The sequence below is a fragment of the Pseudomonas sp. BCA17 genome, assembly GCF_004519405.1.
GTDB lineage: Bacteria > Pseudomonadota > Gammaproteobacteria > Pseudomonadales > Pseudomonadaceae > Aquipseudomonas.
Window position 1 is genome coordinate 420,854 of sequence record NZ_SGWI01000006.1, and the last position, 23,166, is coordinate 444,019.

Here is a 23,166-nt window from a genome sequence, read left to right on the forward strand (position 1 = left end):
CTTTGGACCGTGGGCCGCCGTCATGGGCCATCCTTGGCCCAGGACGGCTAACCCGGCGTCCTGCCGGGTTACCCACGCTCCAAAGCCTGCGTTCGGCCAGCGTGGTTTAACGGGGCGCCTAAGATCAAGATCAAAAGCAAGAGCACAGCGGCCTACCGGCCGGCTTGAGTGGGGTGAAGCAACAGCAAAAACACACGCGCTCCTACAGAGAAGCAGCGCGGCGGCCCGCGGAGCAATGCCGGAGTGAGGGCACACCGAGCCTAAGCGAGGTGCCGAAAGGCGGGGCAGAGCCCATTGCTTACTTTGGGCTGGGCCGGCATTCCGGCTTTTCCAAAGTGAGCCGCTGTAAGAGCGGAACCATAAGCCGCCGTTACCGCAGCAACGGATATGTACACCGCCACCCAAAAAAAACGGGGCAATCACTGATCGCCCCAAACGGTCCATCGAGAGGTCCTTCCAAAACCCTTACAAATTGATCTGCCGCCGCTCCTCATCCGTCAACCGCGCCTGCGCCTGCTCACTCAACGGCCCCGCGCCCAACACCTGCACCGGACTGTTCGGGTTGTACGCAGATGTCTTCTGTTGAGGCTCCGGCTCACGCGGCACTGGCTCAGTGCCAAACCCCAACACCTCCACCGTCACGATTGACGCCCGGCCCTGCTTCGCCGCCGCCTGCTGGCTGCGCGCCGCATCCTCCGCCGCCTGGGACGCCGCCGCGCCCGCCGCACTGGCCGAAGTCATCGCGCCGGTGTTCACCGCCGCCGTCACCGGCACCCCGGACGATTTACCTTGGGTCTGGATGTTCGCCGCGTTGACCACACGCAAGGCGGCAATGTTGACGTTACCCGACACCCGAATGCCCGCTTCGCCCGCATCGATGGTGCCCGCTGGAGCCAACAGGTCGATGTCACCGGCCGGCACTTCGGCAATCGGCGCCAGGGTGGCAATACCCGCGCCGGAACTCGGCACGTTGGGCGACAAAGTCACATTGCCCCAGGTGTCATACACCCGCTTGGGCGGGGTGTAGAGCACAGTGGTTTTCGAGCCGCGCCCGGCGTTGATATCGCCTGAGTCGGACCAGGCTAGAATCGACCCGCCAAAGGTCGTCATGATGCGGCTCTGACCCAGCAGGATACTGCCCTGGGCATACAGCTGAATGTCCCCGGCACCTTGGGTGATCACCCCGGCACTGGCCGGCGGTGCAGACCCTTCAATGCCGAACACCTGCTGACCGCCCGGCGTGAGCATCTGGATATCGCCACCAAACCGGGTATGCACCCCGGCACCGCCGTACAGGGTGATGTCGCCGTCATACACGATCGGGTTGCCCGCCACGTCCTTGCTCGGCAACAGCCGGTCGATGGCGGCGCGGCTGCGCACAAAGCTACCGGAACGCGGGCCGGTGGCCAGGTTGAACTCACGACCGCCCTCGCGCACTTCGGCGAAGTACACCGAGCGGGCGAAGATGCGTTGTTGCTCGGGGCCCAGGCCCGCGAAGTACGCCCGTGCCTGGTCGGCGTCGCCGCTGAAGGCATAGCGTTCCTTGAGCCATTGCAGCAGTTCGGCCTCGTAGGTTTTCGCCACTTTGCCCGCCTGCCCGGCCAGGGGCACGCCTTCGACCGCCTGGTTGGCGCGGTCCAGGTAGGGCGTCACGAATTTCAGGTAATCCAGGCCATTGGACCCAACCCCGGCTTCCAGCACGATTGAGGCACCCGGGCGCGAGTCCCCCACCGCCACGGGTCCCAGGCTGGTGATCGAGGCTTTGTCTTCCATCAACAGGTTGCGCCCGGCGCTGACCTCCAACGTTCCGGGCCCGGCGACGCTGAAGTTGCTGTAGACGATGTCGCGCCCGGCCGAGACCACCGACACATCCTCGGGGCGGTTGTGAACGAACACGTTGCCGCTGCTTGCCCCGCTGTAATCGCCGTTATTGCCCCGCAGCGCAGGGAACATCGTCGGCTGGCCCAGATACGTGCCGGAACTGACGATGTCACGCCCTGCCCGCATCCATACCGGGCCTGCGGCTTCATAACGGACCTGCCCTTGCCGGTCCCCGTTGAATGTGATGATTTCACCACTGCGCAAGCCTACGATATCGCCTTGCCGGGTATAAAACCTGGCCGGTTCTGACTGGGCGGCCGGGCGCGCAAGGTCGGTCAGGCTGCGCAAGGCAAACAACGACAGGTCATCCAACATGGCGTTACTGCCCAGGTTGTCGACGACCTGGCTGAACCCGTTTCGGCCGACAAAGGCTGGCGCGAAAGGCGTCGGTATCGAAGCCAGGCTGTCACCCGACTGGTTGACCGCGTAACCGCTGGCGTAGATCGAATCCCCGGCCAGCATCGCCAGCCGCCCGTTGCTCGACGGTGCAAGCAACAGTGAATACGCCGGGTTGTTAGGCTGCGGGCCAATGCCCAATGCAGACGCGCCGAGATAGATGCTGCCGTTGGCGGCCACCACGCCGAGTTTCGAAGGGAAAATGAAGCGTCCGTCGGTACTGGAGTAATTCTGCCCTTTCAACGGGGAAGCATCGCCACCTGGGCTAAGCGATACGCTCTGCACGCTAGGCGTCAAGCTGCCACCTGCGGAGAATAAGTCGATAGCCGTGCGCTCGGTCCATAACGAGAACCAAGTGGCCCCATTACCATAGTTTTGACCGTTGTAATTGAACGCCTGGTTATTTTCGGTAGAGACACGGCCAGGGTCGCCGGTCCCCGCCAACACTAAGTCACCCCGGGTCGACAGGCTCGCCGTGGCATCACCAAGCATCAGCGTGATCCCGCCGGTGGCCGTACCCAGGCTCGCGGTGTACGGCGAGTAGGCCCGTGTGTCCTTGGCATCTTGATCGCCACGCATACCGCCATAGTTCAAGGCGATTCCTCCCAGGCTGCCGACCTGCAGGTTCAAGGCACCCCGCAGGTTGGTGAAGACACCATTGAGGCTGAGGGTTTCTGCTTTGACGTCGCCTGACAATAAACTGTCAGCATTAGGTCGCGTCGCACGAGCCTCCAGCCCCGGGTTCAAATCCCCGCCCATACGCACATCCAGGTCACCACCACCGGTCAGCAGCAACTGGCCGTCAACGACCCGCCCGGTACTCCCAACCGCCAACACCAACCCTTCACTACGTGGTGCTGTCCTCCCACCCAGTGCGCCGCGTCGAGTCTGCATGCCGCCATCGCTGCCCAGGTCCAGGGTCAGGTTGCCGCCACCCAGGGTGCCGACACCGGTGAACCCCACCAGGCGTGGTAGCTGGTTTATCTGCGCAGCGTCTTCGAAATACATGTTGGCGCCGGCTTCGCTCTTTACGTAAGTGCCAAAGTTGACCCACCAACTGGTGGGTATGGGGGATACACCCGCAGTGTTGCCCGTGCCTTGGCGCCACAACCAGTTACCCAGGTTCGTACTGTTGAGTTGAATGCGACCGTCGTTGGGGGCTGCCACATCCGTGTTCGGCGTCCAGACATCGCCCGTCAGGCTACCGCCCGTGCGCAGCAATACATTGCCGCCTCCGTCGGGATACCAAGCGGCATAAGGGCTGGCGCTGCTCTCATTGACCAAGGCTTCATACGCCTTGGCCGCACTACCCAGTACCGTTCCATCCGCCGAGATCGTACGAGCCCGGTCAAAGTCCGCAGCGGCACTGCCTGCGCGAGAAGCGCTGGAGGTTCCTGCGGTGTAGATGCCATAAGGCGATTTCATCGCCACATTGCCTGAGGCGATCAGGTCCAGGTCCCCGGTGCCGGTGCGCAATACGCTGAAGTGCTGACTCACTGGCGAAACTAGTTTCACGTCACCGATGGTCACCTGCTCGGGTTTTGCCGGAATCGGCTCGCCCAGGGAAACGCACATATCCGGGTCGCAGAAACTCTCGTCCGCCGAGGAGACCGGCTTGCCGGGAACAAAGCCGAAGAGCTCTGCAAGATCACTCCACACGTAATTGACGCGAACACACATTTGCGCTTCATCACAAAAGCCCCAATCAGCCTCCTGCACCGGCGTTCCAGCCTCGAAACCAAACAACTCGGCGGCAAAATCGCTCCAGTACCAGGCCCCGCCTGGCCGCGCCGGCTGGGCCGGGATGATGATCTTGTCGTGGGTTTCGTAGATGCCGTAGTGCGTGTCGGCCAGCGTCAGGTCACCGGCAAAGGCCGGCCGGATCGAGCGCGTGTCGGCAGCCTGGGTATCGGCGCCGGAAACAAGGCGCAACGACCACGACTGCGAGCCCTCGGCCAGCATCGGTGCCACGGCCCAGTTCTGCCGCGCGGTGGCGCCGGTCACGGTACGCAACGGCACCGACACCGTGCCGGTGGGCAGCTTGACGTCTGTGCCGTAAGGAATCAGCGCCCCCACCTTGAGCGCCAGGTCACCGGCCAGCAACACACCATCGGCCGCACCGCCCGACACGGCCCCACGGCTGGGCAATGGCACGCCCGCAGGCCAGGTCATGGCACGCAGGGAAGCGGCGCCAGCCAATACCGTGCCCGCCTCCAGTTGCGTACCGGCGGCCAGCACTACAGGTTGTTGCAGCAACGTACCGGCGGCGTACAGCAGGTTGCCGGCGCCGTCGCGTACCGCCGCGCTCAACACGGTGTTGGCCGGCAGGGTCAGAGGCGCATCGAGCGTACCCAGGGTCGGCAGCACAGTCCCTTGGGCCAAGCTGGTGGCCTGCATCGGCAATGGGTAGTTGAGGGTCTTGCCGGTAGGGAACGCACTGCCATTCGCCAGGACCACACCAGGGCCGGGCACGATCACATCGGAGCCAAACCCTTGCAGGCCCGGGGTCAATACCCAACCATTGTCGTCCGGCGTTACCGGCGGCGGCGCAAAACCGTCGTTGATGCTGCCGTAGACGTTGATGTTGCCACCGGCACGTACCACCAGGCTGCCCACTTCACCCGAACCGTATACCGAGGTCTTCGGTGTGTTGGGGTTGACGCTGGCGTAACGGTAACCGGAAAGGTCGAGGTCGCCACTGACTACCAGGTCGCCCTGAGTGACGATTTCAACACCTGGACGCAGATGGAAGGCCTCGGTGTAGCGGCTGTTGTTCAAGCCCGCGAGTTTGCCCTGCATCAACCCAGTGTTGTTCAAGGCGTTGTTGATAAAGGCTTCGGCAAGGTCATGCTTTTGCTTCAGGTAATTCTGGTCGATCACCTGGTACGGCTGGCCACTGGCCGAAGGCACGGTGCCAAGCGGTGCATCGGTATAACGAGCCACTGCGTTTACCGCAATGGAGCGGGCACCCTGAACGTTGATCCGCCCACTCGCATCAATGGCCACGTCATTGGCATTGAGCCGTGGTGCATTGAGCTCCAGGGTGCCGCGGGCTACTCCGTCGTATTGCCCACGGCCACTACCCTGGGCCGCCGCCGTGCCGTGGCGCAGGTCAATACGCACGCCATCGGCCAGGGTCAGCTGACCGTCGCCGCTGTTGAGTTCCACCACTGCCCGGTTCGGCGCATCGATAATCTTGCCGTAGCTGTCGACCCGCAGAGCCGTGCCGTGGGCATCCAGTACTGCACTGCCGGCGAGGCTCAGGCCCTGCTTGCCGGCCAGGCGAATGCTGCCGACCCGCTCGCCACTGGCATCGACGGTGCCCACCACCGTCAGGCTACCGTTATCCACCGAGACGTTGACTAGGTTGGCTTTGAGCTCATCGCCAATCACCAAGTTGCCTTGCTTGAGCTGGAAGCTGCGCGAGCCGAACACCTGGCCTTGGTTCAAGCGCTGGTTCAGGGCGGCGAAATCACCCATCTGCTGCGCTCGGATGTCCACACCACCCGCCTTGTACGGCACCAGAGTGCCACCGGCATCGTAATAGCCGCTGCTGCCGGCGCGAATCTGCCCTTGCAGGTCAACCTGACCCGCGCCATCGTCCACCGCCACCGCCTTGAGCAAACCACCCTGGTTGAACTGCGCGGACATATCGATCAGCGCGCCTGCCGCCTGGCGAATATTGCCGTGGCGGCTTTCCAGGCTCACATCACCGCCCCAGCTGTATTGGCTCACATCGTTGATCTGTACTTTGCGCCCACTGAGGTCCAGACGCGAAGCCGCGCCCAGGGTCAGTTCCTCATCGGCGCTGAGGGTCAGCTTGCCGCTGGGCAGCACGACCGAGGTATCGACGCCTACATTGCGCCCGGACAGCATCAACTCCGCCCCCAGGGCGTCGATGGCTGCCGCATCCACCGATGCCGCACCGCTGGCCGGGGCCGTCACGGTCACTGTGCCACCGGCGCTGATGCGATTGACCGAACCCGCTTCGCCGGTCAGCAAAGGCGTGGTGATGGCCAGATTGCCGCCGCTGTAGGCGAAGCCCTTACCGGCTTCATAGGCGCCCTGGGCCTGGTGCACCGCCAGGCTGCCTTTGTGGTTGGCGCTGATGCGCTCACTGGCATTGAGATTGACGTTGGCGAAACCCAGGGTCATCCGGCCATCGTTGGCCAGGCTGTCGGGCTGGGTATTTCGGCCATAACCGAACTCGATGCGCCGCGCCTGCAACGTCAGCGTGCCACTGCCGGTGCCTGCGCCGTTGCTGATCACGGCGGGCGGCGCAGTTTTGTCGCCGCCCCATACCAAGGTGCCGGTCTGGATCAAAGCCACGTCACTTGCGCTGCCGTACCCGTAGATCGCCGGCGTGGTCAGCAGAAGTTCATCAAGCAGCGATTTGCCCGAACTGTCGAGGGTACTCAAGCTGGCGCTGCCATAGAAATTCAACGATTGCCCGGCGGTCAGCGCCAGGCTTTGCAGGGCCGGCGCGCCATTGGCGGTGTCACCCCGCAACAGGCGATCCAGCACTTGCTGGTTGAGGCTCAAGCCCGACGGCAACACGCCACGCGCAGCCGCTTCGGCCAGCGCCTCGGCACTGCCGACGTTGATCCCGCCCACCGCCAGTGCCAGATGGCGGGTGCCGTAGCGCACGCTGTCGCCCAACGCAAACCGGTTGGTGGTAGCAAACGCAATCGAGCCCTCGGAATACAGCGACGTATCACCGCCGCAAGCCCCTGGATTGCATTGGCCAATGAGGATGCTGCCCGGCCCTAGGCCATTGGCGCCGCTGGTCGGCGCCAGCATCTGCAGACGCCCATTGGAGACGGCCAATACACTGCGATCGCCAGGCCGATAAATAAAGCCATTATCCGAATCATAGGCAGCCTTGCCGCGACCGAGGGTATTGATCGACGCGCCTTGTTCGATCTCAATGGCACCCGAAGTTCTTCCTGTCATCAAGAACACTTCCGGTGCCGCCAGTGTGGCGCCCTGACGTACGACAACCGACTGCGCAGTGGTTCCTGTGTCGAACCCGACGAAGTTGCCGCCCTGGCCATACACCACCGTCGTTTCGCCGCCCACCACCAGGCGGGCCGCGCCCAAGGCATTCAAATCGCTGGCGCGCACCGACACCATCGACGCCGTGTGACTGGCCTGGGCGGTATCAGCAACCACCTCGATAGCATTACCGCCACTCAGCACCGCAACCGTGGCACCAAACCCACCTTCGGCGGGTTTGAATCGCCCCTCGCCGTCAAAGCTGAACCCCTGGCCTTGCTGACCAGGGATCAATTGCAGCTTCAAGGTCTTGGCGTCGGCCTCAAGCGCGCCACGCGGCACCCCCAGGCGTGCCGCATCAGCACGAACGAAATCGGCATAGGAGGTTTCGTTGTATTGCGAATACCGGCGCAATACCGCCGCCGGGGTGACGATCACCTGGCTCGATAAACTGTCGCGAATGCCGGATCCGGCAATCGACAGGAATCCTTCGGTTGACCAGGAACCGTTATTCATGACTGAGGCGCTGCGCATCGAACCGCTGGCGAATGGCGCTGCCAAGCCGTTGAGCTCTACCCGAAACGCACCCGGCAACAGGGCATAAGTGGACGGCAGCAAGGTGTAGGTGCCTGCTGGAAGGCCCGGCACACCTGCCCCGATATTGATTTGTTGACCTGCCAGCGGCTGGGTAGCCCCCGCCTCGCCACCGCTGGGTGCTACGCCCGGCTGCACGCCCGGAACAATGGCGTAGACCGGGTTGGTCGCCAGCCCCGGCAAGGTAAAGCGCCCGTCCGCGCCCATCTGTACCAACGGGTTGTAGCGTGCATCGGTGGAGCCCCCGCGCCCGGAAACAAACGCCGCGCCGAGCAGTTCGCCGCCACCGCTGAGGTCCAGCACCGCGTCCTGCTGCACATTCAGCGAGCGCCCCGCCAGTTGCACGCCCACCGCCAGGTTGCCCGTTGCACGGGTGCCGCCGGCGCCCAACAGTTCCACCTGCTTGCCGTTGTACTGCCAAGTCACGCCGTCGACTGTCCCGCCATAAGGCAGCACCAGGCCACCGGCGCTGACGGAGGTCAGGCTGCCAGGCAGCAGGTTGAGCACTTTGGTCGAACGAACGATGTCAGCACTCACACCCAGCGTCAGCGCGCCCATGGGGGCCCGCAACACACCACCTTGTTCGATGGTCGAAGCGCCCAGTAACAAGCTGCCGAACACCGAATAAGGCTGGGCCGGAGCCAAAGTGCCGACTCTGCCGATGCGCAGGGTCCGTGTCGGATCAAAGTCGCTGTTGAGCCCGGTATTGCCGGCCATGACTTCGGCAACAGCTCCGGTCGCCGGGTAAATCTGTGCGGCCGTGAGGTTCAGGTCAGCCTGGGTGGTCAAGGTGGTTTTGGTCTTGAACGTAGTGCCCGCCAAAAAACGCATGTCGCCTTGACTGACCAGATCGGCCTGATCGAACGCACGTCGATCAATCCCGTCGGCCAGCGCTTTCGAGCGTTCGGCATGGGCACCGAAGTTAACCCCGTCACGCACATCCAGCACGTTTGCAGCTTCAACCCTCAAGCGGCCCGCTGAGCCCTGAGTGGAAACGCCGCCCTGGACCGTCGGGCGAACCGAGCCGTCAGTGCCTTCGCTGTTGTTGCCAACCCCGGCCAGGCGCACATAGGGCGCCGCCAATAACACGCTGGCCTGTCGGGACGCCCCATCCGCCAAGGCCATGGCCCCGGCGTACAGGCTCAGGCTCTGCCCCAGGCGCAGCGACACGTCACCCTCGAAGCTGACCAGGCCATTACTGAGCAGCGACAGGTTATCAAAGCCACCCGCGTTGACCCGGTCGACCGTCAGCCGGCCATGGCCGTAAGTCAGGCTGCCGGCGACCGACTCGGGCGTGCCGCCATCGGGCAACGATGTGCCTGAGCCGGAGGCGCTGACGACCAATTCGCGTGCTTGCCGCACGCGGGCGTTGGCCGCATCGCCATAAAGCGGTGCTTCCAGGGCCACGTTCAGGCTGCCGCCCGCAGCCCCCGCGCCTCCGCTGTTGGCCACGAGTGTGCCGTCCAGGTACACGCCGTTGTTGGATGCCAGCGAGATACTGCCCCCCCGACTGGCAACCATCCTCGGACCGGCACCGGTCAGGTCCAGCAGCGCCTGGGTGCCCGAGGCGTCAAGACGAGCGCCCTCACGCACCACCACGAACACGTTGGCTGCCGTGGCGATCCCGGTGGCCGGGTCGATGACTCCGCCAATGACGATATTGCCGCCCTGCCCCACCACGCCATAGCGCCGACCCAGGCTGTCGACGGCGCTGACCGCCCGCGCGGCCACATCCAGCACAGCGTGCTCGCCAATCCAGATCGAACGGCCATGGCCCTGGTTTTCAACGCTGCTCGCCACGGTGGGCTGCACGCTGACGCCGCCCAGGGTGATGTTGCCGCCCCAGGCGTTCAAGGTGCCGTCCACTGTCAGTTGGCCAACACTGCGTAGGCTGATCGCTTGGCCTGGGTCAACATTGATCTGCGTGCCCTGGCCAATGCGCACTTGCGCCGAGGCCATCTGCGCCGCTGTCGACAGCAGGGTGCCGGCCTGCAGGCTCAGGCTCGCACCTTTGCGTGCGGTCAACTGGCCCTTGGTGGGGGTTTCCCGGTATTGCGGCGGGGTCCAGACCTCAAGCGCGTTGCGCGGGTCGGCACCACTCGCCAGGTTTTGCGCGGTGTCATTGAGGCGGTACACCGGTGCGGTCACGCTGACCTGGGTTCCGTCGGCAACCAGCAAACCTTCATTGCCGGTGATGTCATAGGCGCCGAAGCCCTTGTTGAAGAACCCGCTGCCCAGTTGCAGCGTATCGGCCTGGGGGGCGACAGGCTGATCACTGATCAGCACCTTGCCAGCCTGCACACTCAGGCGTCCACCGCCATTGACCCCATAGCCGATCAATTCACCGTTGAGGGCCAGGTTGCCGCGGCTGTCGGCGCTGTTGGCGTTCGCCGCGAGCGTCACGTCACCGCCCTTGCCGCCGACCAGCTGGTTCCTGGCATCCAGGGCCGCACCGGAGGACACGTCCACCCGGCTACCCGTCGCCAGCGTCACATCGCCGCTGCTGCGCACCAGCACGCTACCACCGTTGAGGTAGGGCAACCGGCTGCTATCGTTGGCGCTCAACAACTGGTTGCTCCACAAGCCGCTGGTGTCCAGGGCCACGCCGCTGTTCACCGTCAAGCTGCCGCGAGTGCCAAGGGTCACGTCGTTCCTGCCGGCCGAGGTGATCTGTGCCAATACATTGCCCAGTTGCAGGCTGCCGGAATGCGCGGTCAGGTTGGCATTCACTTCGACCTTGGGTCCGAACAGGGTGATGTCGCCGGCCGGTGCCACCTCCAGCGCGCCATTGACCAGAATCGAGCCGGTGCTGGCGATGTTGATCGCGCCCAGCTTCGTCGCGTTCAGGGCGTCGCTGTCCAGATACAGCGTGGACGCCCGCTCGGCCGGCAACACGCTGTTCAAGTCCAACCCTGCCGCGATGGCCGGCGCTCGCGGTCCCAGCACGACGTTTTTCACCGTGGTGGCATCCGCGCCCAGGGCGTACTGCAACTGGGCGCTGTCCTTGACGTAATACGGCACGTAGCTGCCGACCATCAATGCGGCGCCCCGGGCCACGGCTTTTTGCGATTGCAGGTAACCGTCCAGGCCCTTTTGCGCAGCCTGGGTCTGGCGATCGCCCTGGTAAGTGTCACCGACAGCCTGCCCCTCGAGCACCGCGCCGGCGGTACTGATGACCAGGCGCCCGGCATCACGGCCCACGGTGTAGCCGGCCTCGCTGCGTTCGCGGGGTGCGATCAACGGGTTGTAGTAATAGTCGGTCACGCCCCAGCGCTGGCTATGGTCTTCGTAACCCTTGTAGATACCGCTGTAGAGCAGGTCCCCGGGTGCGCTGGACAGCTCATACAGACGCCCGTCCGGGCCTTTGAGCCAGGTTTGCTTGACCTTGCCCGCCTGCACGTCGAGGGTGCCGCCCGACAGGTTGATCTGCGAGCCGTCCTGGGTGACCACGTCCTTGCCGCTGAACATCACCGTGCCGCCCTGGGCCATCCACTCGCCAATCCCATGGTTGCGGGTGCCCAGGTAACCGCCCACCTCCAGCAAGCCGCCGGCGGTGTACCAACGGTCCGTGGCATAGCCGTTAGTGCCGGCCGGGACGAAAATCAGGTCGCGTACATCCACCCAGACGTCGTTGTTGTTGAGGGCCTTGCCATCGCGGTTGACCGCCGCATCGCGCTGCTCGTTGCCCTGGATGTTGACCTTGACGCTGTTGGACTCCATCGCCAACTTGACCCCGATGGCGCCGGAGACATCGATCACCGCACCGTCACGCACCAAGCTGCGCTGCGCGGCCTTGACGCCGACCTGGCCACCGGTGGCGAGAGTCAGGGAGCCCTTGCGAAAATCCACGCTGCCGTCGCTGGTGATCTCCACCAGGGACTGGTCGCGGCGGTAGGCGTCAGCGGGCACGACGTTGCCGGTCTGGTCAACCGACGGCGTGAGCAACCCGGCACGCTGGCTGTCGAGGGCATTGCTGGTGTCGAGCACAATGGCGCTGAGACTGCCCTCTCCCATGGTCACGCTGGCGTCGTTGCCCGTGCCCTTCAAGTGCAAGGTGCCCCGGGCGTCCACCGAGGAGCTGGAGAGCAGCACACCGTTTTGCAGCACTTGCTGGGCAGTCAGGGTGATGTCGCCGGTGGAAGCCTGGATCAATCCGCTGTTACTGGCCTTGCCACTGCCGGTGACGCTGACTTCATTGCCACGTGTAGTGGAGGTGACATTGCCATCGGTGCTGTAACCCTTTCTGATCACAAAGCTGTCACCAGCCGCCAGGACCGTCTGGCCCCGCGCGGTGGAAATGCTCCCGGCGTTCTCCACCTCTTTGCCGAGCAACAGCACGTAACCGCCGCCGGCGGTGGACGTGGCGGGCACCTGGGTCTGGATCTGCGCGCCGCGCTCGACCGTCACGTTGCCGGCGGCTTGAGTGAAACTCGGTGCGCTATTGCCGGAGCTGTACAAGCCCCTGGCGGTGAATTGTTCATCCGTGAACCCAGTGGCCGCAGCCACCAGGTTGCGCACGTTGACCTGGCTTGTGCCGCTGAACACCACGCCGTTGCCGTTGACGATCATCACCGTGCCGTCGGCCTTGATCGCCCCCTGGATCTGGCTCGGCGCGGTGCTGTTGTTGATCTTGTTGAGCACGGCCCAATCGCTGTTCTGCTGGAACTGCACGGTGGTGTCGCGGCCGACGTTGAAGGTTTGCCAGTTGAGGATGGCCTTGTCGGATGTCTGCTTGATTGACACCAGGGTCTTGCCGTTGGCGTCGGTCTGCACCGGTCCTTCGGCGTTGACGAACAGCGGCTTGCCGTCCGCGCCGATCACCACGTTCAAGCCATTGCCGCCCAGGCCGTTATGGATGGTCTGCGGCCCTGCACTGGCGTTGCCCCTCGCCGCAGCCTGCGCGGCCTGTTGCGCGGCAATCGCGGCGACACTGGTGTTGAGGTTCTGCAATGAGCGCTGCAACTGTTCGTTGCCGCGCTGCTGCTGGGACAACGGTGGCGGCGTGCCCGGCGTCACCACGCCCGGGCGCACACTGCCCGCCGCCTGCGCCGTGCCCTTGGCGGCAAACCAACCCGAACTGAACGCCTGAGGCTGCGCCGCATGGGCACCACCGGCAAACACCATCAACGCGATCACCTGCGCCAGGGGCTTGAGGAGCAACACTTGACCTGCGGTGGCAGGCGCCTTGGCGGCACGGGTAGCGGATGGCTTGAGTCGGGAACGCATCACTTACAGGTCCTTTTGACGGGGCAGGCGAACGACGGCGCGCAAACACAGCGCGGGCACGTGCAGTGGTTATTGCTTAAGGCGGTTGCCGGAGGGCGCGACCGAACTGTTGTCACACAATGTTCATGCGTTGCGGTTCAACTGGTTCGCTGGGCTGGAAAACGACAAAACCGGCAATGACACGAAGTCATTGCCGGCTGTGGGCCAACCCTGTCGAGACGGGGTCTTACTGCGGACGACCAATACCGTTGCAGGTGTTGGTGTCGCCCAGGCGCAAGGCGCTGGTGGTGGCATAGAAGTTGTCGTAGACAGCTTTCTGCCAGGTAGTGGACAGCGGGATGAAGGAGTGGCTGCTGATGGCCGAATTGTTCAGACCGGTGTAGTGACGGTTCAGGAATACGCGAATACGCGCGGTATCAGTGGTGTCTTTGTAGCACTGGCTGAAGACCAGGTTGGTGTAGCCCACAATCGGGTAACCCACGCTTGGGTTGGCGAACGTAGGAACCCACTTCAACGGGTCCTTGGCGTCATTGCTGCCAAGCGCCGGCGGAGCCACGGTATCGAGGCTGGCTTGAACGTTGACTTCGGTCGGCAGGTAACCGTTCACCGAAGCCACTTTGGTAGCGTCGTTGAACTGAGCGTAGTCGGGGCTGACGTAACCGATGGCACCGTTGTTGCCGGCGACTGCACTGGCAACACCGCCGCTGCCGGTGACCGCGATGTAGCTGGAGCCGGCCGGTGCGTTGGAGACTGGGTCAAAGCCGACGGCGGTCGCGAAGCTGTTGCTCACAGTCGGTACCGAAGCAGGTTTCACCGCCTTGAGGTGGTTGGTGAAGATCTCGGTGGTGCCGCTGGTTTCCTGGCGATAAACCACTTTGATCTGCAGGTTTGGACCGGCAGCGCCGTTGAACTGCACTTGGTTCCAGTTGGTGATTTTGCCGGCAAAGATATCAGCCAGTTGGGCGCTGGTGAGCTTCAGCGAGGTTTGACCGTCGATGTGATAAGGCACAGTCACCGAAGTGGCTTCGGCCGGGATTTGAATCAGCGGGCCGTAGGCAGTGCGGCCGTTAACGGCGTCGGCATTGTAGGCAGCCAGTTCCGCGGCACTGACTACCGAATCGCTGCCTGCATAATCAACGTTGATGCCGGCGGCCAATTTCAGCTTGGTCGAATCATTACCGAAGAACGCCTTCTTGCCATCGCCGCTGCCTACGCCGATGTAAGGGCTGAAACCTGGAACAGTGGCAGACAGAATGCCGGTAGCCGTCGTGGATGTCGCAGTGCTGCCGTAGAGTTTTTCCGGCAGGGTGGCGCCGCCGCCGACCACGGCAGCCATGGATTGGGCCGAAGCCAGTGCTGCAACCACCAAAGAGGCCGCGATCATAGTGCGCTTAAACATGAAGAATCTCCTTTCGTCGTGTTCGTACGTTTTGGGGTAGATGGCTCTTGCATGACGCCATGGCTTCGATCCCAAGCCGTGTACCGGGGGTGGCGAGGGCTGAGGCCATGGGTAGGAAATTTCGCAGCATCCGATGACAGCTGAGGGAAAAAACCTCGGGAGGAAGCGCTTGATTTTGAAAAAGATTCTCGGGTGTTTCGGTCATCATTCCGAACGGTTTTGACGCAGGTGACAGCGGGGTTTCAACGCGTTATTTCAGCCCAGGGCTGCAGGCGGCACAGGCCGTGCGGCAAGGGCTGGAAAATGACAGAACGAGGAACCCGAGGTCGCTCGGGTGGCCTAGGTCACCAGTTGGTTGATTTCAATGATCGGCAACAGCACCGCCATCACAATCACCAGCACCACCGCGCCCATCACGACGATCATCAAGGGCTCCAGTAACGCTGTCATGCCCATGGCGCGGCGTTCGATATCCCGGGACAAGGTTTGTGCCGCGCGCTCGAGCATCGGCGGCAGTGAGCCGGTTTTTTCGCCGCTGGCGATCAGGTGGATCAGTACCGGCGGGAAAACTTTTTCCAGCGCCAGCGCCGGCGCCAGGTTGGCCCCTTCGCGCACCTTGGCCGTGGCTTCGTTGACGCACTGGCTCAAGCGATCATTCGATAACGTCTGGCGCGCGGCCTCCAGCGCGCGTAGCAACGGCACTCCGGCACCGCCGAGGATCGCCAGGGTCGAGGCGAACCGCGCGGTATTCAGGCCCAGTACGAAGCGCCCGATCAGCGGCAGGCGCAGCACCCGGCTGTGCCAGTTCAGGCGCGCCACAGGGTTGCGCAAATACAGGCGCCAGCCCCAGAAGCCACCGACGATCCCGGCAAAACACAACCAGCCCCAGGCCCGTATAAAGTCGCTGGCGTTGAGCATGGCCAGGGTCAGGCCCGGCAAGTCCTGGCGCGCCTGGGAAAACGCGCTGACCACCTGGGGCACCACGTAGCTCAACAGGAAAATCACGATGCCAATGGACACCAGGCCGACCACGCCGGGGTAGATGAATGCGGTCATGATCTTGCCACGCAGGTTGTTACGCTCTTCGATGTAGTCGGCCAACCGCTCCATCACCTGGGCCAGGTCGCCAGACTCCTCCCCTGCTGCAATCAACGCACGGTAGATCGACGGAAAATCCCGCGGTCGCGCCGCCAGCGCATCGGCCAGGCGCATACCAGCGCGAACATCGGTACGTACGGCGCTGAGGGTATGGGCGATGTGCTTTTTCTCGGCCTGCTCCACCGTTGCGCTCAAGGCCGCTTCCAACGGCAGGCTGGCGCCCAACAGGCTTGCCAGCTGGCGCGTGGCCCAGGCCAGGTCGTTGTCCGACAGCTTGGCGCTGAACAGGCTGCCGCCGGCCGCCGCTTGTTGATTGCCCTCAATCTGCACCAACAATGCTGTCAAGCCTCGCCCCCGCAAGCTGGCGAATGCAGCACTCTGGCTGTCGGCCTCGACGTGCCCGGCTTCGACCTTGCCGCTGGCGTCGGCGGCCTCATAGCGATAGCGATTCATCAGGCGTCCCGTGTCACGCGCAGGATTTCTTCGGGCGCGGTGGCACCGCTGCGCACCCAGCGCTCGCCATCTTCACGCATGCTGAACATCCCGGCACGCCGGGCGGCCAGGCGCAGGTCCTGCTCGCCGGCACCCTGGTGGATCAGGCTGCGCACGTCGTCATCGACACAGAACAATTCATGGATACCGGTACGCCCGCTGTAGCCGATCTGGTTGCACTGCGCACACCCCACCGGGCGCCAGGTGCCGGGCGCGGCCGGATCCTCCTGCTTGCAATGGGGGCACAGGCGACGCACCAGGCGTTGCGCCAATACGCCGAGCAGGGACGACGCCAACAGGAACGGTTGCACGCCCATGTCGATCAAACGGTTGACCGCCGACACTGCGTCATTGGTGTGCAGCGTGGCGAGCACCAAATGGCCGGTGAGCGAGGCTTGCACGGCGATTTGCGCGGTCTCCAGGTCACGGATTTCACCGATCATGATGATGTCCGGGTCCTGCCGCAGAATCGCGCGCAAGGCCAGGCCGAAAGTCATGTCGATCTTGGCGTTCACCTGAATCTGGCTGATGCCCGGCAGGTCATACTCCACCGGGTCCTCCACGGTGAGGATATTACTGGTACTTGCATCCAGCCGCGCCAGGGCGGCGTACAGGCTGGTGGTCTTGCCGCTGCCGGTAGGCCCGGTGACCAGCACGATGCCGTGGGGCTGGCGGATCAATGTATCGAGGCGCGCCAGCAGTTGCGGGTCCATGCCCAGGGTTTCCAGTTGCAGGCGCCCGGCCTGCTTGTCGAGTAAACGCATCACCACTCGCTCGCCATGCCCGGTGGGCACCGTCGACACCCGGATATCAATCGGCCGCCCGGCCACACGCAAGGCAATGCGGCCGTCCTGGGGCAAGCGTTTTTCGGCGATATCGAGCTGCGCCATGATCTTGATCCGTGACACCAGCGCGCCATGCAGCGCCTTGCGCGGCGACACTACATCCCGCAGGGTGCCGTCGACGCGGTAGCGCACCACGGAATGGGTTTCGTAGGGCTCGATATGGATATCACTGGCTTCGTCACGGGCGGCCTGGGTGAGCAAGGCGTTAATCATGCGAATCACCGGCGCGCCGTCCTGGGTGTCGAGCAGGTCGGTAATCTCGGGCATGTCTTGCATCAGGCGGTCGAGGTCCACCTCATTTTCAGCGGCGCCGACGACCGCGGCGGCGCTGCCGGTGTCGGCGTAGGCACTGGCGAGCAGGCCGTCGAGTTCGTCGTCGCGAACCTGTTCGAGCTGGGCCTGGCCGAATTGGCGGTGGACTTCACTGATGGACCAGCCGGGGGTCGAGGGACATACGGTCAAGAGCATGCCCTGCTCGCTGGGGCGCAGGAGGATGCGTTGGGATTTGGCCCAGGCGTAGGGAAGCAGGCTCATTGGATTGACTCGCTTGCGCTGGCTTTAGATAGACCGAATACATATCCGTCGCTGCGCTCACGGCCACTTATGACCGCCCCATCGCAGCCAAGCCCCCTCCCACATGTAAACCTCGATATGTCAGGAAAATAGCCACCTGCCCTTGATCTGTCTTTTGATCTGGCTTTTGATCTTAAGCGCCCCATAAAACCACGCTGGCCGAACGCAGGCTTGAATCCGTGGGTAACCCGGCAGGACGCCGGGTTAGCCGTCCTGGGCCAGGGATGGCCCATGACGGCGGCCCACGGATTCAAGCCGGAGTGAGGGCATGCCGAGCCCAGGCGAGGCACCGAGTGGTGGGGCAAGGACCTTTTGGTTACTTTTGGGTCCCTCCAAAAGTGACCCGCTGTAAGAGCGGAACCATCAGCGGCCGTTACCGAAAAAACGGATATGTACACAACCAAAGATCTCATGGTCGCGCCCCAGACACCGGCACCGCCCGAATAACCGCCCGAGGCCCCTGCTGCTGCGCCCCCGGAATCGCCTTCTCCACCGAAGGCAACTGCGGCGCCTGCACATCCGGCATCGCCCAGCTACGCTCCGGCTGCAACCCACCCTGGGCCCGGCGCATGAACTCATAGCGATTCAACGTAATGCTGCGCCCCGCCCCACTGTCTCGAATGATGTAGGGCCGCAGGAACACCATCAAATTGGTCTTGGTCACACTGCGCTTCTCGCTGCGAAACAGCGCGCCCAACCCCGGGATATCCGCCAACCAAGGCACCCCATCGTTGCTCTGGCTGTAGCCATCCTGCAGCAACCCGCCCAGCACCATGATCTGCCCGTCATCCAACAGAATGCTGGTATCGATCGCTCGCTTGCTCGTCACCGTCCCGGCGTCCACCGAGGCCCGCGAGTCAACGCTGCTGACCTCCTGGTAAATGTCCAGCTTCACCGTGCCGCCCTCGGAAATCTGCGGCCGTACGTTCAGCTTGAGCCCCACTTCTTCACGCTGCACGGTCTGGAACGGGTTGTTGCTGGTGCCGCCACCGCCCGTCACGTAACTGCCGGTGACAAACGGGATGGTCTGCCCGACGAAAATGCTCGCCGCTTCGTTGTCCAGGGTCAGCAGGTTCGGAGTGGACAGTACGTTGGTGCCGCCTTTGCTCTTCAACGCCCGGGCCAGCACCTTGAGGTCCAGCACCTTGCCGATCCCCGGAATATCCACCGAGCCGTTGACCAACCCGATATTCAAGCCCTTGGGCAACACATCGATGCTGGTCTTGGCACCGGGCGTGCCGTTCAAACCACTGCCGCCCAGGTTGACGCCGCCGAAACCGCCCTTGCCGCCGAGGTTGCCGGCCTGCCATTGCACACCGAATTCACTGGCATCGTCTTCGCTGACTTCCACGATCAAGCTTTCGATGACCACTTGGGCGCGGCGCTGGTCGAGCATATCGATGACTTCACGCAGGTTGCGGTACAGCGGGTCGGGCGCGGAGATCAGCAAGGTGTTGGTGGTGGCATCGGCCTGGATCGTCACGCCACCGGCACTGAACGCAGTGTTCTGGTCGCTGGAAGTGCCGGCACTGGGTGGTTTGTCGGCACTATAGCTCGGTTGCACGCCACTGCCGGTGGGCGTACCGCTGCTGTTTTGCGTCGGGTTGCCCGAACTCCCCTGGGGGTTGCCGCCCATGGAACTGAGCTTGCCACGGGCTTCATCGCTGACGCCGGACTCGCTTTCACCGGTGAGCAACCCGCGCAACGACTGCGCCAGTTTCCCCGCCTGGGCGTTGCGCAGGTACACCACGTGCATATTGCTCGGGTTGCTCTGGGCATTGTCGAGCTTGTAGATCAGGTTGCGCGCCAACTCCGTGCGCTCGGGGCTGCCGGAGCGAATGATGATCGAGTTGGAACGGGGGTCGCCCACCACATTGATCTTCTGGGTCTGGTCGGCCCCCTGGGTTTCCAGCAGTTCGGCGACCATGGCGGCAATGTCCACCGCGATGCCGTTCTGCACTTTCACCACGTCGGTGTCGATGGCACTGGGGGTGTCGATGCCGCTGATGATCTGCGCCACCCGCGTGAGGTTTTCCGCATAGTCGGTGATGACGATGCTGTTGTTGCCGGGGTAAGCGTTGATCGGGTTGTTGGGCGACACGATGGGACGCAACACCGGGATCAGATTCACCGCGTTTTCATATTGCAGGCGGAAGGTGCGGGTTTGCATGCCACTGCTGCCGGCACTGTTGATCGGGCCACCGAGCAGTTTGGCGTCGGCTTCCGGCACCACTTGGGCTACGCCGCCCACGTCGACCACGCTGAAGCCCTGCATGCGCAGCGCCGCCAGCAGCATGTCATAGGCCTGGTGCGCGGGCACCTGGCCTTCGCTGACCAAGGTCAGGTTGCCCTTCACTCGCGGGTCCACCAGAAACTGTTGGCCGGTGGCGCGGGACAGTGCGCGCACCACCGCTTGAATATCCGCATCGACAAAATTCAGTTGCACCGGCTGGTCGCCCAGCGGGTTGCGTGCCTTGACCACGGTGGGGGCATGGCCACGGGCGCTGCTGGTCACCGGGTGCTGCACTCGCGGCGCCAGGGGCGGTTCGCGCTGACGGTCCAGCACGCTATCGCCATTACGTCGGGTTTCGGCCAACGGCTGGCCGAGTTCACTGTCCACCACCAGCGGCTTGGTCGATGGGGTGTTGCTGCACGCGCTCAGGGCCAGCAACAGCAGCGGCGCGACCTTGCGAAACGGCGCGGGATGAGAGACTGACCACTTCATGAAGCTTCCTTAGCGCCAAGCGCCTGATCCATGCGAACGGTCCCGGACACAGTGCCGGCCGAGTTGTCGACGGCGTCGCCGGCGCGTTGCAAGTGCGCTTCGGACACCTCCAGGGAAAATGAACGGGGGTTACCCAGCAGCCAATCCACCACGGCGTCCGCCGGGGCGCTGTCGAAGGTCAGGCGCCAACTGCCGGCGTCCAGCGCCTGCAATTGGTAACGGCCCTGCAGGCCGGCGCCATCCAGTGCCTGACGCAAGGCGGCCTCGTCGGCGCTGCGAGGTGCCGCAACACCCTGCAGCAACACCTGCAGGGCCTCGGCCTGGGACCGTAGCTTGGGCGTTTCGACCTGCCAGTAATCGATCTTTTTCAATGCGGGCTGCACGAGGATCAGCCAGGTCAGCAGGCCCACCAGCACCAACGCGGCACCGCTGAGCATGCGTTTTTCGCGCAGCGCCAGGCCGCTCCAGAACGCTTGGGATTGGCTGCGTGCTCGCTGCCACTTATTCATCTTCTTCGGCTCCCGCAGCGGTTGCCGCCTCGGTGGGCGCGACGGTCCAGCCGTGCTCGTCGCGGGTTGCGGTAAAACCGGCCTGGGCCAACGCGGCCTGCTTGTCGCTCTCCACTTGCGGGCTGCGGCTGTCGGTGAGCAAACCCAGGTGCAGGCGGCCTTGCTCGAAACTCAGCGTGTCGACACTGGCAACCATGAACGGCAGGTTGCTGCCGGCCAGTTGCAACAGGCTGCTGAACCGCTGGCCAGGGTCGGTGGCCGCGCCGGCTTGCCGCGCCGCCAACTGTTGACGGGCCTGCTGCAATGGATTGAGCACCACCGGCAATTCGGGGAACGCCTGGCGCACTTGCTGGCCCATCTGCGCCTTGAGCCGCTGGCCTTCCGCCACTTGGCGCGCGGCGTAAAGGTTCAGGCCCAGGGTCCAGATGGCGATGGCCAACGCCACCCCCGCCAGCGCCCTGCCCCAACCCCCGGTTGCCGCCTGGCTGAGACGGCCGTGCAACCCCCAGGCAGGCGGGGCGCCACTCCAACGCAGGGCCGCGTCTACCCATGGCAGCTCAAGCGTCTGTTGGCCCAACGGATGCACCGAGCCTTGTTGCAGGCTGTCGCGGGTCAGCCCATAACCTTCATCCAGCGTTGCCGTCGCCACCGGCAACGCAAAGGGCGCCGGGTACACGCCACGCAATGCGAGCGGCACTTGGGCCAGCACCTGGCCAAGGTGCTCCAGCCCCGCCCTGGGCACCCAGGCCACCTGTACGGTGCCATCGCTGCCGCGTGGGCCGTGGGCGACCACCATCTGCTCCACCGGACCAAGGATCAGCGCCTGAGCCGCACAGGCCACGGCGGCGGCGGTTTTTGCAGCCGGCAGCGGCGGCAGCTCGAGGCTGGTCAGCAGGCTGTCACGAGGGTGCAAAAAGCAGTCGACCGCCTGACGGTGTTTACCCAGTTGCTTGAGACATTCCTGCCCCTCGGCAACCACGGCACCGTGCTCCAGCCAGGCAAAGGTCACGCGACTGTCCAGCGTGAGCTGGTCGAGGGGCGGCAAGCCGATGCGCAAGCGCTTCATACGCCCACCCGCGACCAGATCACCCGGGGCATGCGGTCTTCGGGGCGATGCAAGAGCGCTTCGATCGTCACTCGGCGTTGCTCGCGCCGGGCCTGGCCCTGCAAGCGGAACCACTCGCTGGTAATGCCCACCTGCACCGACTCCACCTCCACCTGTGGCATGCGCAGGCGGTTGACGAAATCTCCACGGTTGATGAACCAGTGCCCGCCATCACGCTCGGTCACCAGCGCCTGCGCCTGGGCCAGGTCGAGTTGCGGCACCACCGCACTGAGCACTTCAGGGCGGGCCGTGTTGCCGTTGACCCAGGTGTTGCCGGGCAACACGCTGATGTAGGCCTGCATGCGCTGTAACACCTGCGGCTCAAGACCTTCGATAGCGCTCAAGTCCTCCAGGCTTCGCAGCATCGGGTATCTGGCCGGCCTGTCGGGTTGGTCATAGGACGCGATCACCCGCTGGCTGATGCGCCGGCTCACCGCCGGATCGACCCCGATCAGGCGGCACAGGCGCTCGAAACTCCGTAGCTGCTGAGCATCCGGCTGCTGGCGATTGACCAGGTTGCGCAAGTTGAATTTGCCTTGCTCGTCTTCGATCCGCGCTTCAAACACTCCGCCTTGTGCACGCGCCCAAGGCTGATCGAGGCGCGTCAGCACATCGTTTTGCCGAGCCTCCCACAGCAACTGCCGGCTGCGCTCCAGGCCGCCCTGCAACAGCCACTGGCCCTGGATACGCGCTTGCTCCGCCTCAAGGCTGCGGGTGAACACGGTCTGACGCGTGAGCATGGCGCCGGCAATCACCGCGACCACCGCCGCGATCAGCAACGCGCTGATAATCGCCATGCCGCGCTGCTTCGCCGCTGCGTGGGGATATCGTTTCATGGCGCGCCTTACAACTGCCAGGAACCGATGTCGGCATTCACGCCATCGCCATCCGGTTGGCCGTCGGCGCCCAGGGAGAACACATCCACCTCGCCATTGGCGCCCGGGTTGAGGTAGTGATAGGGGTTGCCCCACGGGTCATTCGGCAGGCGTTCGAGGTAGGCGCGCCAGTTGCTGTTTTTCGCATCGGCCGGGCGTTCCACCAATACCTTCAACCCCTGGTTCATAGTGGGGTAGCTGCCATGGTCGAGGCGATAGAGTTTGAGCGCCTGCATCAACCCCGCGATGTCCTGTTTCGCCGCCGTAGCCCGTGCCTGGTCCGGTCGGTCGAGCACTTTGGGCACTACCATCGCCGCCAGGATCCCGAGGATGACCACCACCACCATAATCTCGATCAGGGTAAAGCCGCGTTGGCGGCGAGGGCCTGGCAATGGGGCGTTCAGGGGCGCGATATCCATCTCGACATTCCTTGGCTTGGGTTCGATTCGTGGC

General features: G+C 63.9%; 9 protein-coding genes. All 9 read right to left on the reverse strand.

All coding sequences use genetic code 11. The features are described from left to right. Positions 1–465: 465 nt before the first annotated feature. On the reverse strand, positions 466–13,092 hold the full coding sequence (locus EXW71_RS22615) for a filamentous haemagglutinin family protein (RefSeq protein WP_134661247.1): 12,627 nt from the start codon (positions 13,090–13,092) through the stop codon (positions 466–468). 226 nt (positions 13,093–13,318) lie between these two features. After that, the gene (locus EXW71_RS22620; RefSeq protein ID WP_134661161.1) at positions 13,319–14,491 is read right to left on the reverse strand and encodes a substrate-binding domain-containing protein; all 1,173 of its coding nucleotides are present in this window, start codon (positions 14,489–14,491) and stop codon (positions 13,319–13,321) included. 339 nt (positions 14,492–14,830) lie between these two features. Further along, complete coding sequence (gene gspF / locus EXW71_RS22625; protein WP_134661162.1) at positions 14,831–16,042, reverse strand: type II secretion system inner membrane protein GspF; 1,212 nt, start codon at positions 16,040–16,042, stop codon at positions 14,831–14,833. Further along, positions 16,042–17,460: a type II secretion system ATPase GspE gene (gspE, locus tag EXW71_RS22630; protein WP_134661163.1), complete on the reverse strand. Its 1,419-nt coding sequence runs from the start codon at positions 17,458–17,460 to the stop codon at positions 16,042–16,044. The genes gspF and gspE overlap by 1 nt, the downstream gene beginning before the upstream one ends. Positions 17,461–17,908: 448 nt before the next feature. Next, a complete protein-coding gene (gene gspD / locus EXW71_RS22635; protein WP_134661164.1) occupies positions 17,909–20,224 on the reverse strand; it encodes a type II secretion system secretin GspD in 2,316 nt (771 codons plus the stop codon). After that, positions 20,221–20,733 (reverse strand): type II secretion system protein GspM, encoded by a 513-nt coding sequence (gene gspM / locus EXW71_RS22640; RefSeq protein ID WP_134661165.1) that lies wholly within the window; start codon positions 20,731–20,733, stop codon positions 20,221–20,223. The genes gspD and gspM overlap by 4 nt, the downstream gene beginning before the upstream one ends. Continuing rightward, positions 20,726–21,799, reverse strand: coding sequence for a type II secretion system protein GspL (gene gspL / locus EXW71_RS22645; protein ID WP_134661166.1), 1,074 nt, complete (start codon positions 21,797–21,799; stop codon positions 20,726–20,728). Before gspL ends, gspM begins: the two co-directional genes overlap by 8 nt. Further along, a complete protein-coding gene (gene gspK, locus EXW71_RS22650; protein ID WP_167659680.1) occupies positions 21,796–22,674 on the reverse strand; it encodes a type II secretion system minor pseudopilin GspK in 879 nt (292 codons plus the stop codon). Before gspK ends, gspL begins: the two co-directional genes overlap by 4 nt. Positions 22,675–22,682: 8 nt before the next feature. Then, entirely contained in the window at positions 22,683–23,132 is a 450-nt protein-coding gene (gene gspG / locus EXW71_RS22655) for a type II secretion system major pseudopilin GspG (protein WP_134661167.1), read from the reverse strand. Positions 23,133–23,166: the final 34 nt, after the last annotated feature.

What these genes read in the sequence shown, in the direction of transcription:
- gspF (WP_134661162.1), bottom strand. Translation starts at nt 16,042, where the DNA reads ATGAATCGCTATCGCTATGAGGCCGCCGACGCCAGCGGCAAGGTCGAA.
- gspE (WP_134661163.1), bottom strand. Translation starts at nt 17,460, where the DNA reads ATGAGCCTGCTTCCCTACGCCTGGGCCAAATCCCAACGCATCCTCCTG.
- gspD (WP_134661164.1), bottom strand. Translation starts at nt 20,224, where the DNA reads ATGAAGTGGTCAGTCTCTCATCCCGCGCCGTTTCGCAAGGTCGCGCCG.
- gspG (WP_134661167.1), bottom strand. Translation starts at nt 23,132, where the DNA reads ATGGATATCGCGCCCCTGAACGCCCCATTGCCAGGCCCTCGCCGCCAA.
- EXW71_RS22615 (WP_134661247.1), bottom strand. Translation starts at nt 13,092, where the DNA reads ATGCGTTCCCGACTCAAGCCATCCGCTACCCGTGCCGCCAAGGCGCCT.
- gspM (WP_134661165.1), bottom strand. Translation starts at nt 20,733, where the DNA reads ATGAATAAGTGGCAGCGAGCACGCAGCCAATCCCAAGCGTTCTGGAGC.
- EXW71_RS22620 (WP_134661161.1), bottom strand. Translation starts at nt 14,491, where the DNA reads ATGTTTAAGCGCACTATGATCGCGGCCTCTTTGGTGGTTGCAGCACTG.
- gspK (WP_167659680.1), bottom strand. Translation starts at nt 22,674, where the DNA reads ATGAAACGATATCCCCACGCAGCGGCGAAGCAGCGCGGCATGGCGATT.
- gspL (WP_134661166.1), bottom strand. Translation starts at nt 21,799, where the DNA reads ATGAAGCGCTTGCGCATCGGCTTGCCGCCCCTCGACCAGCTCACGCTG.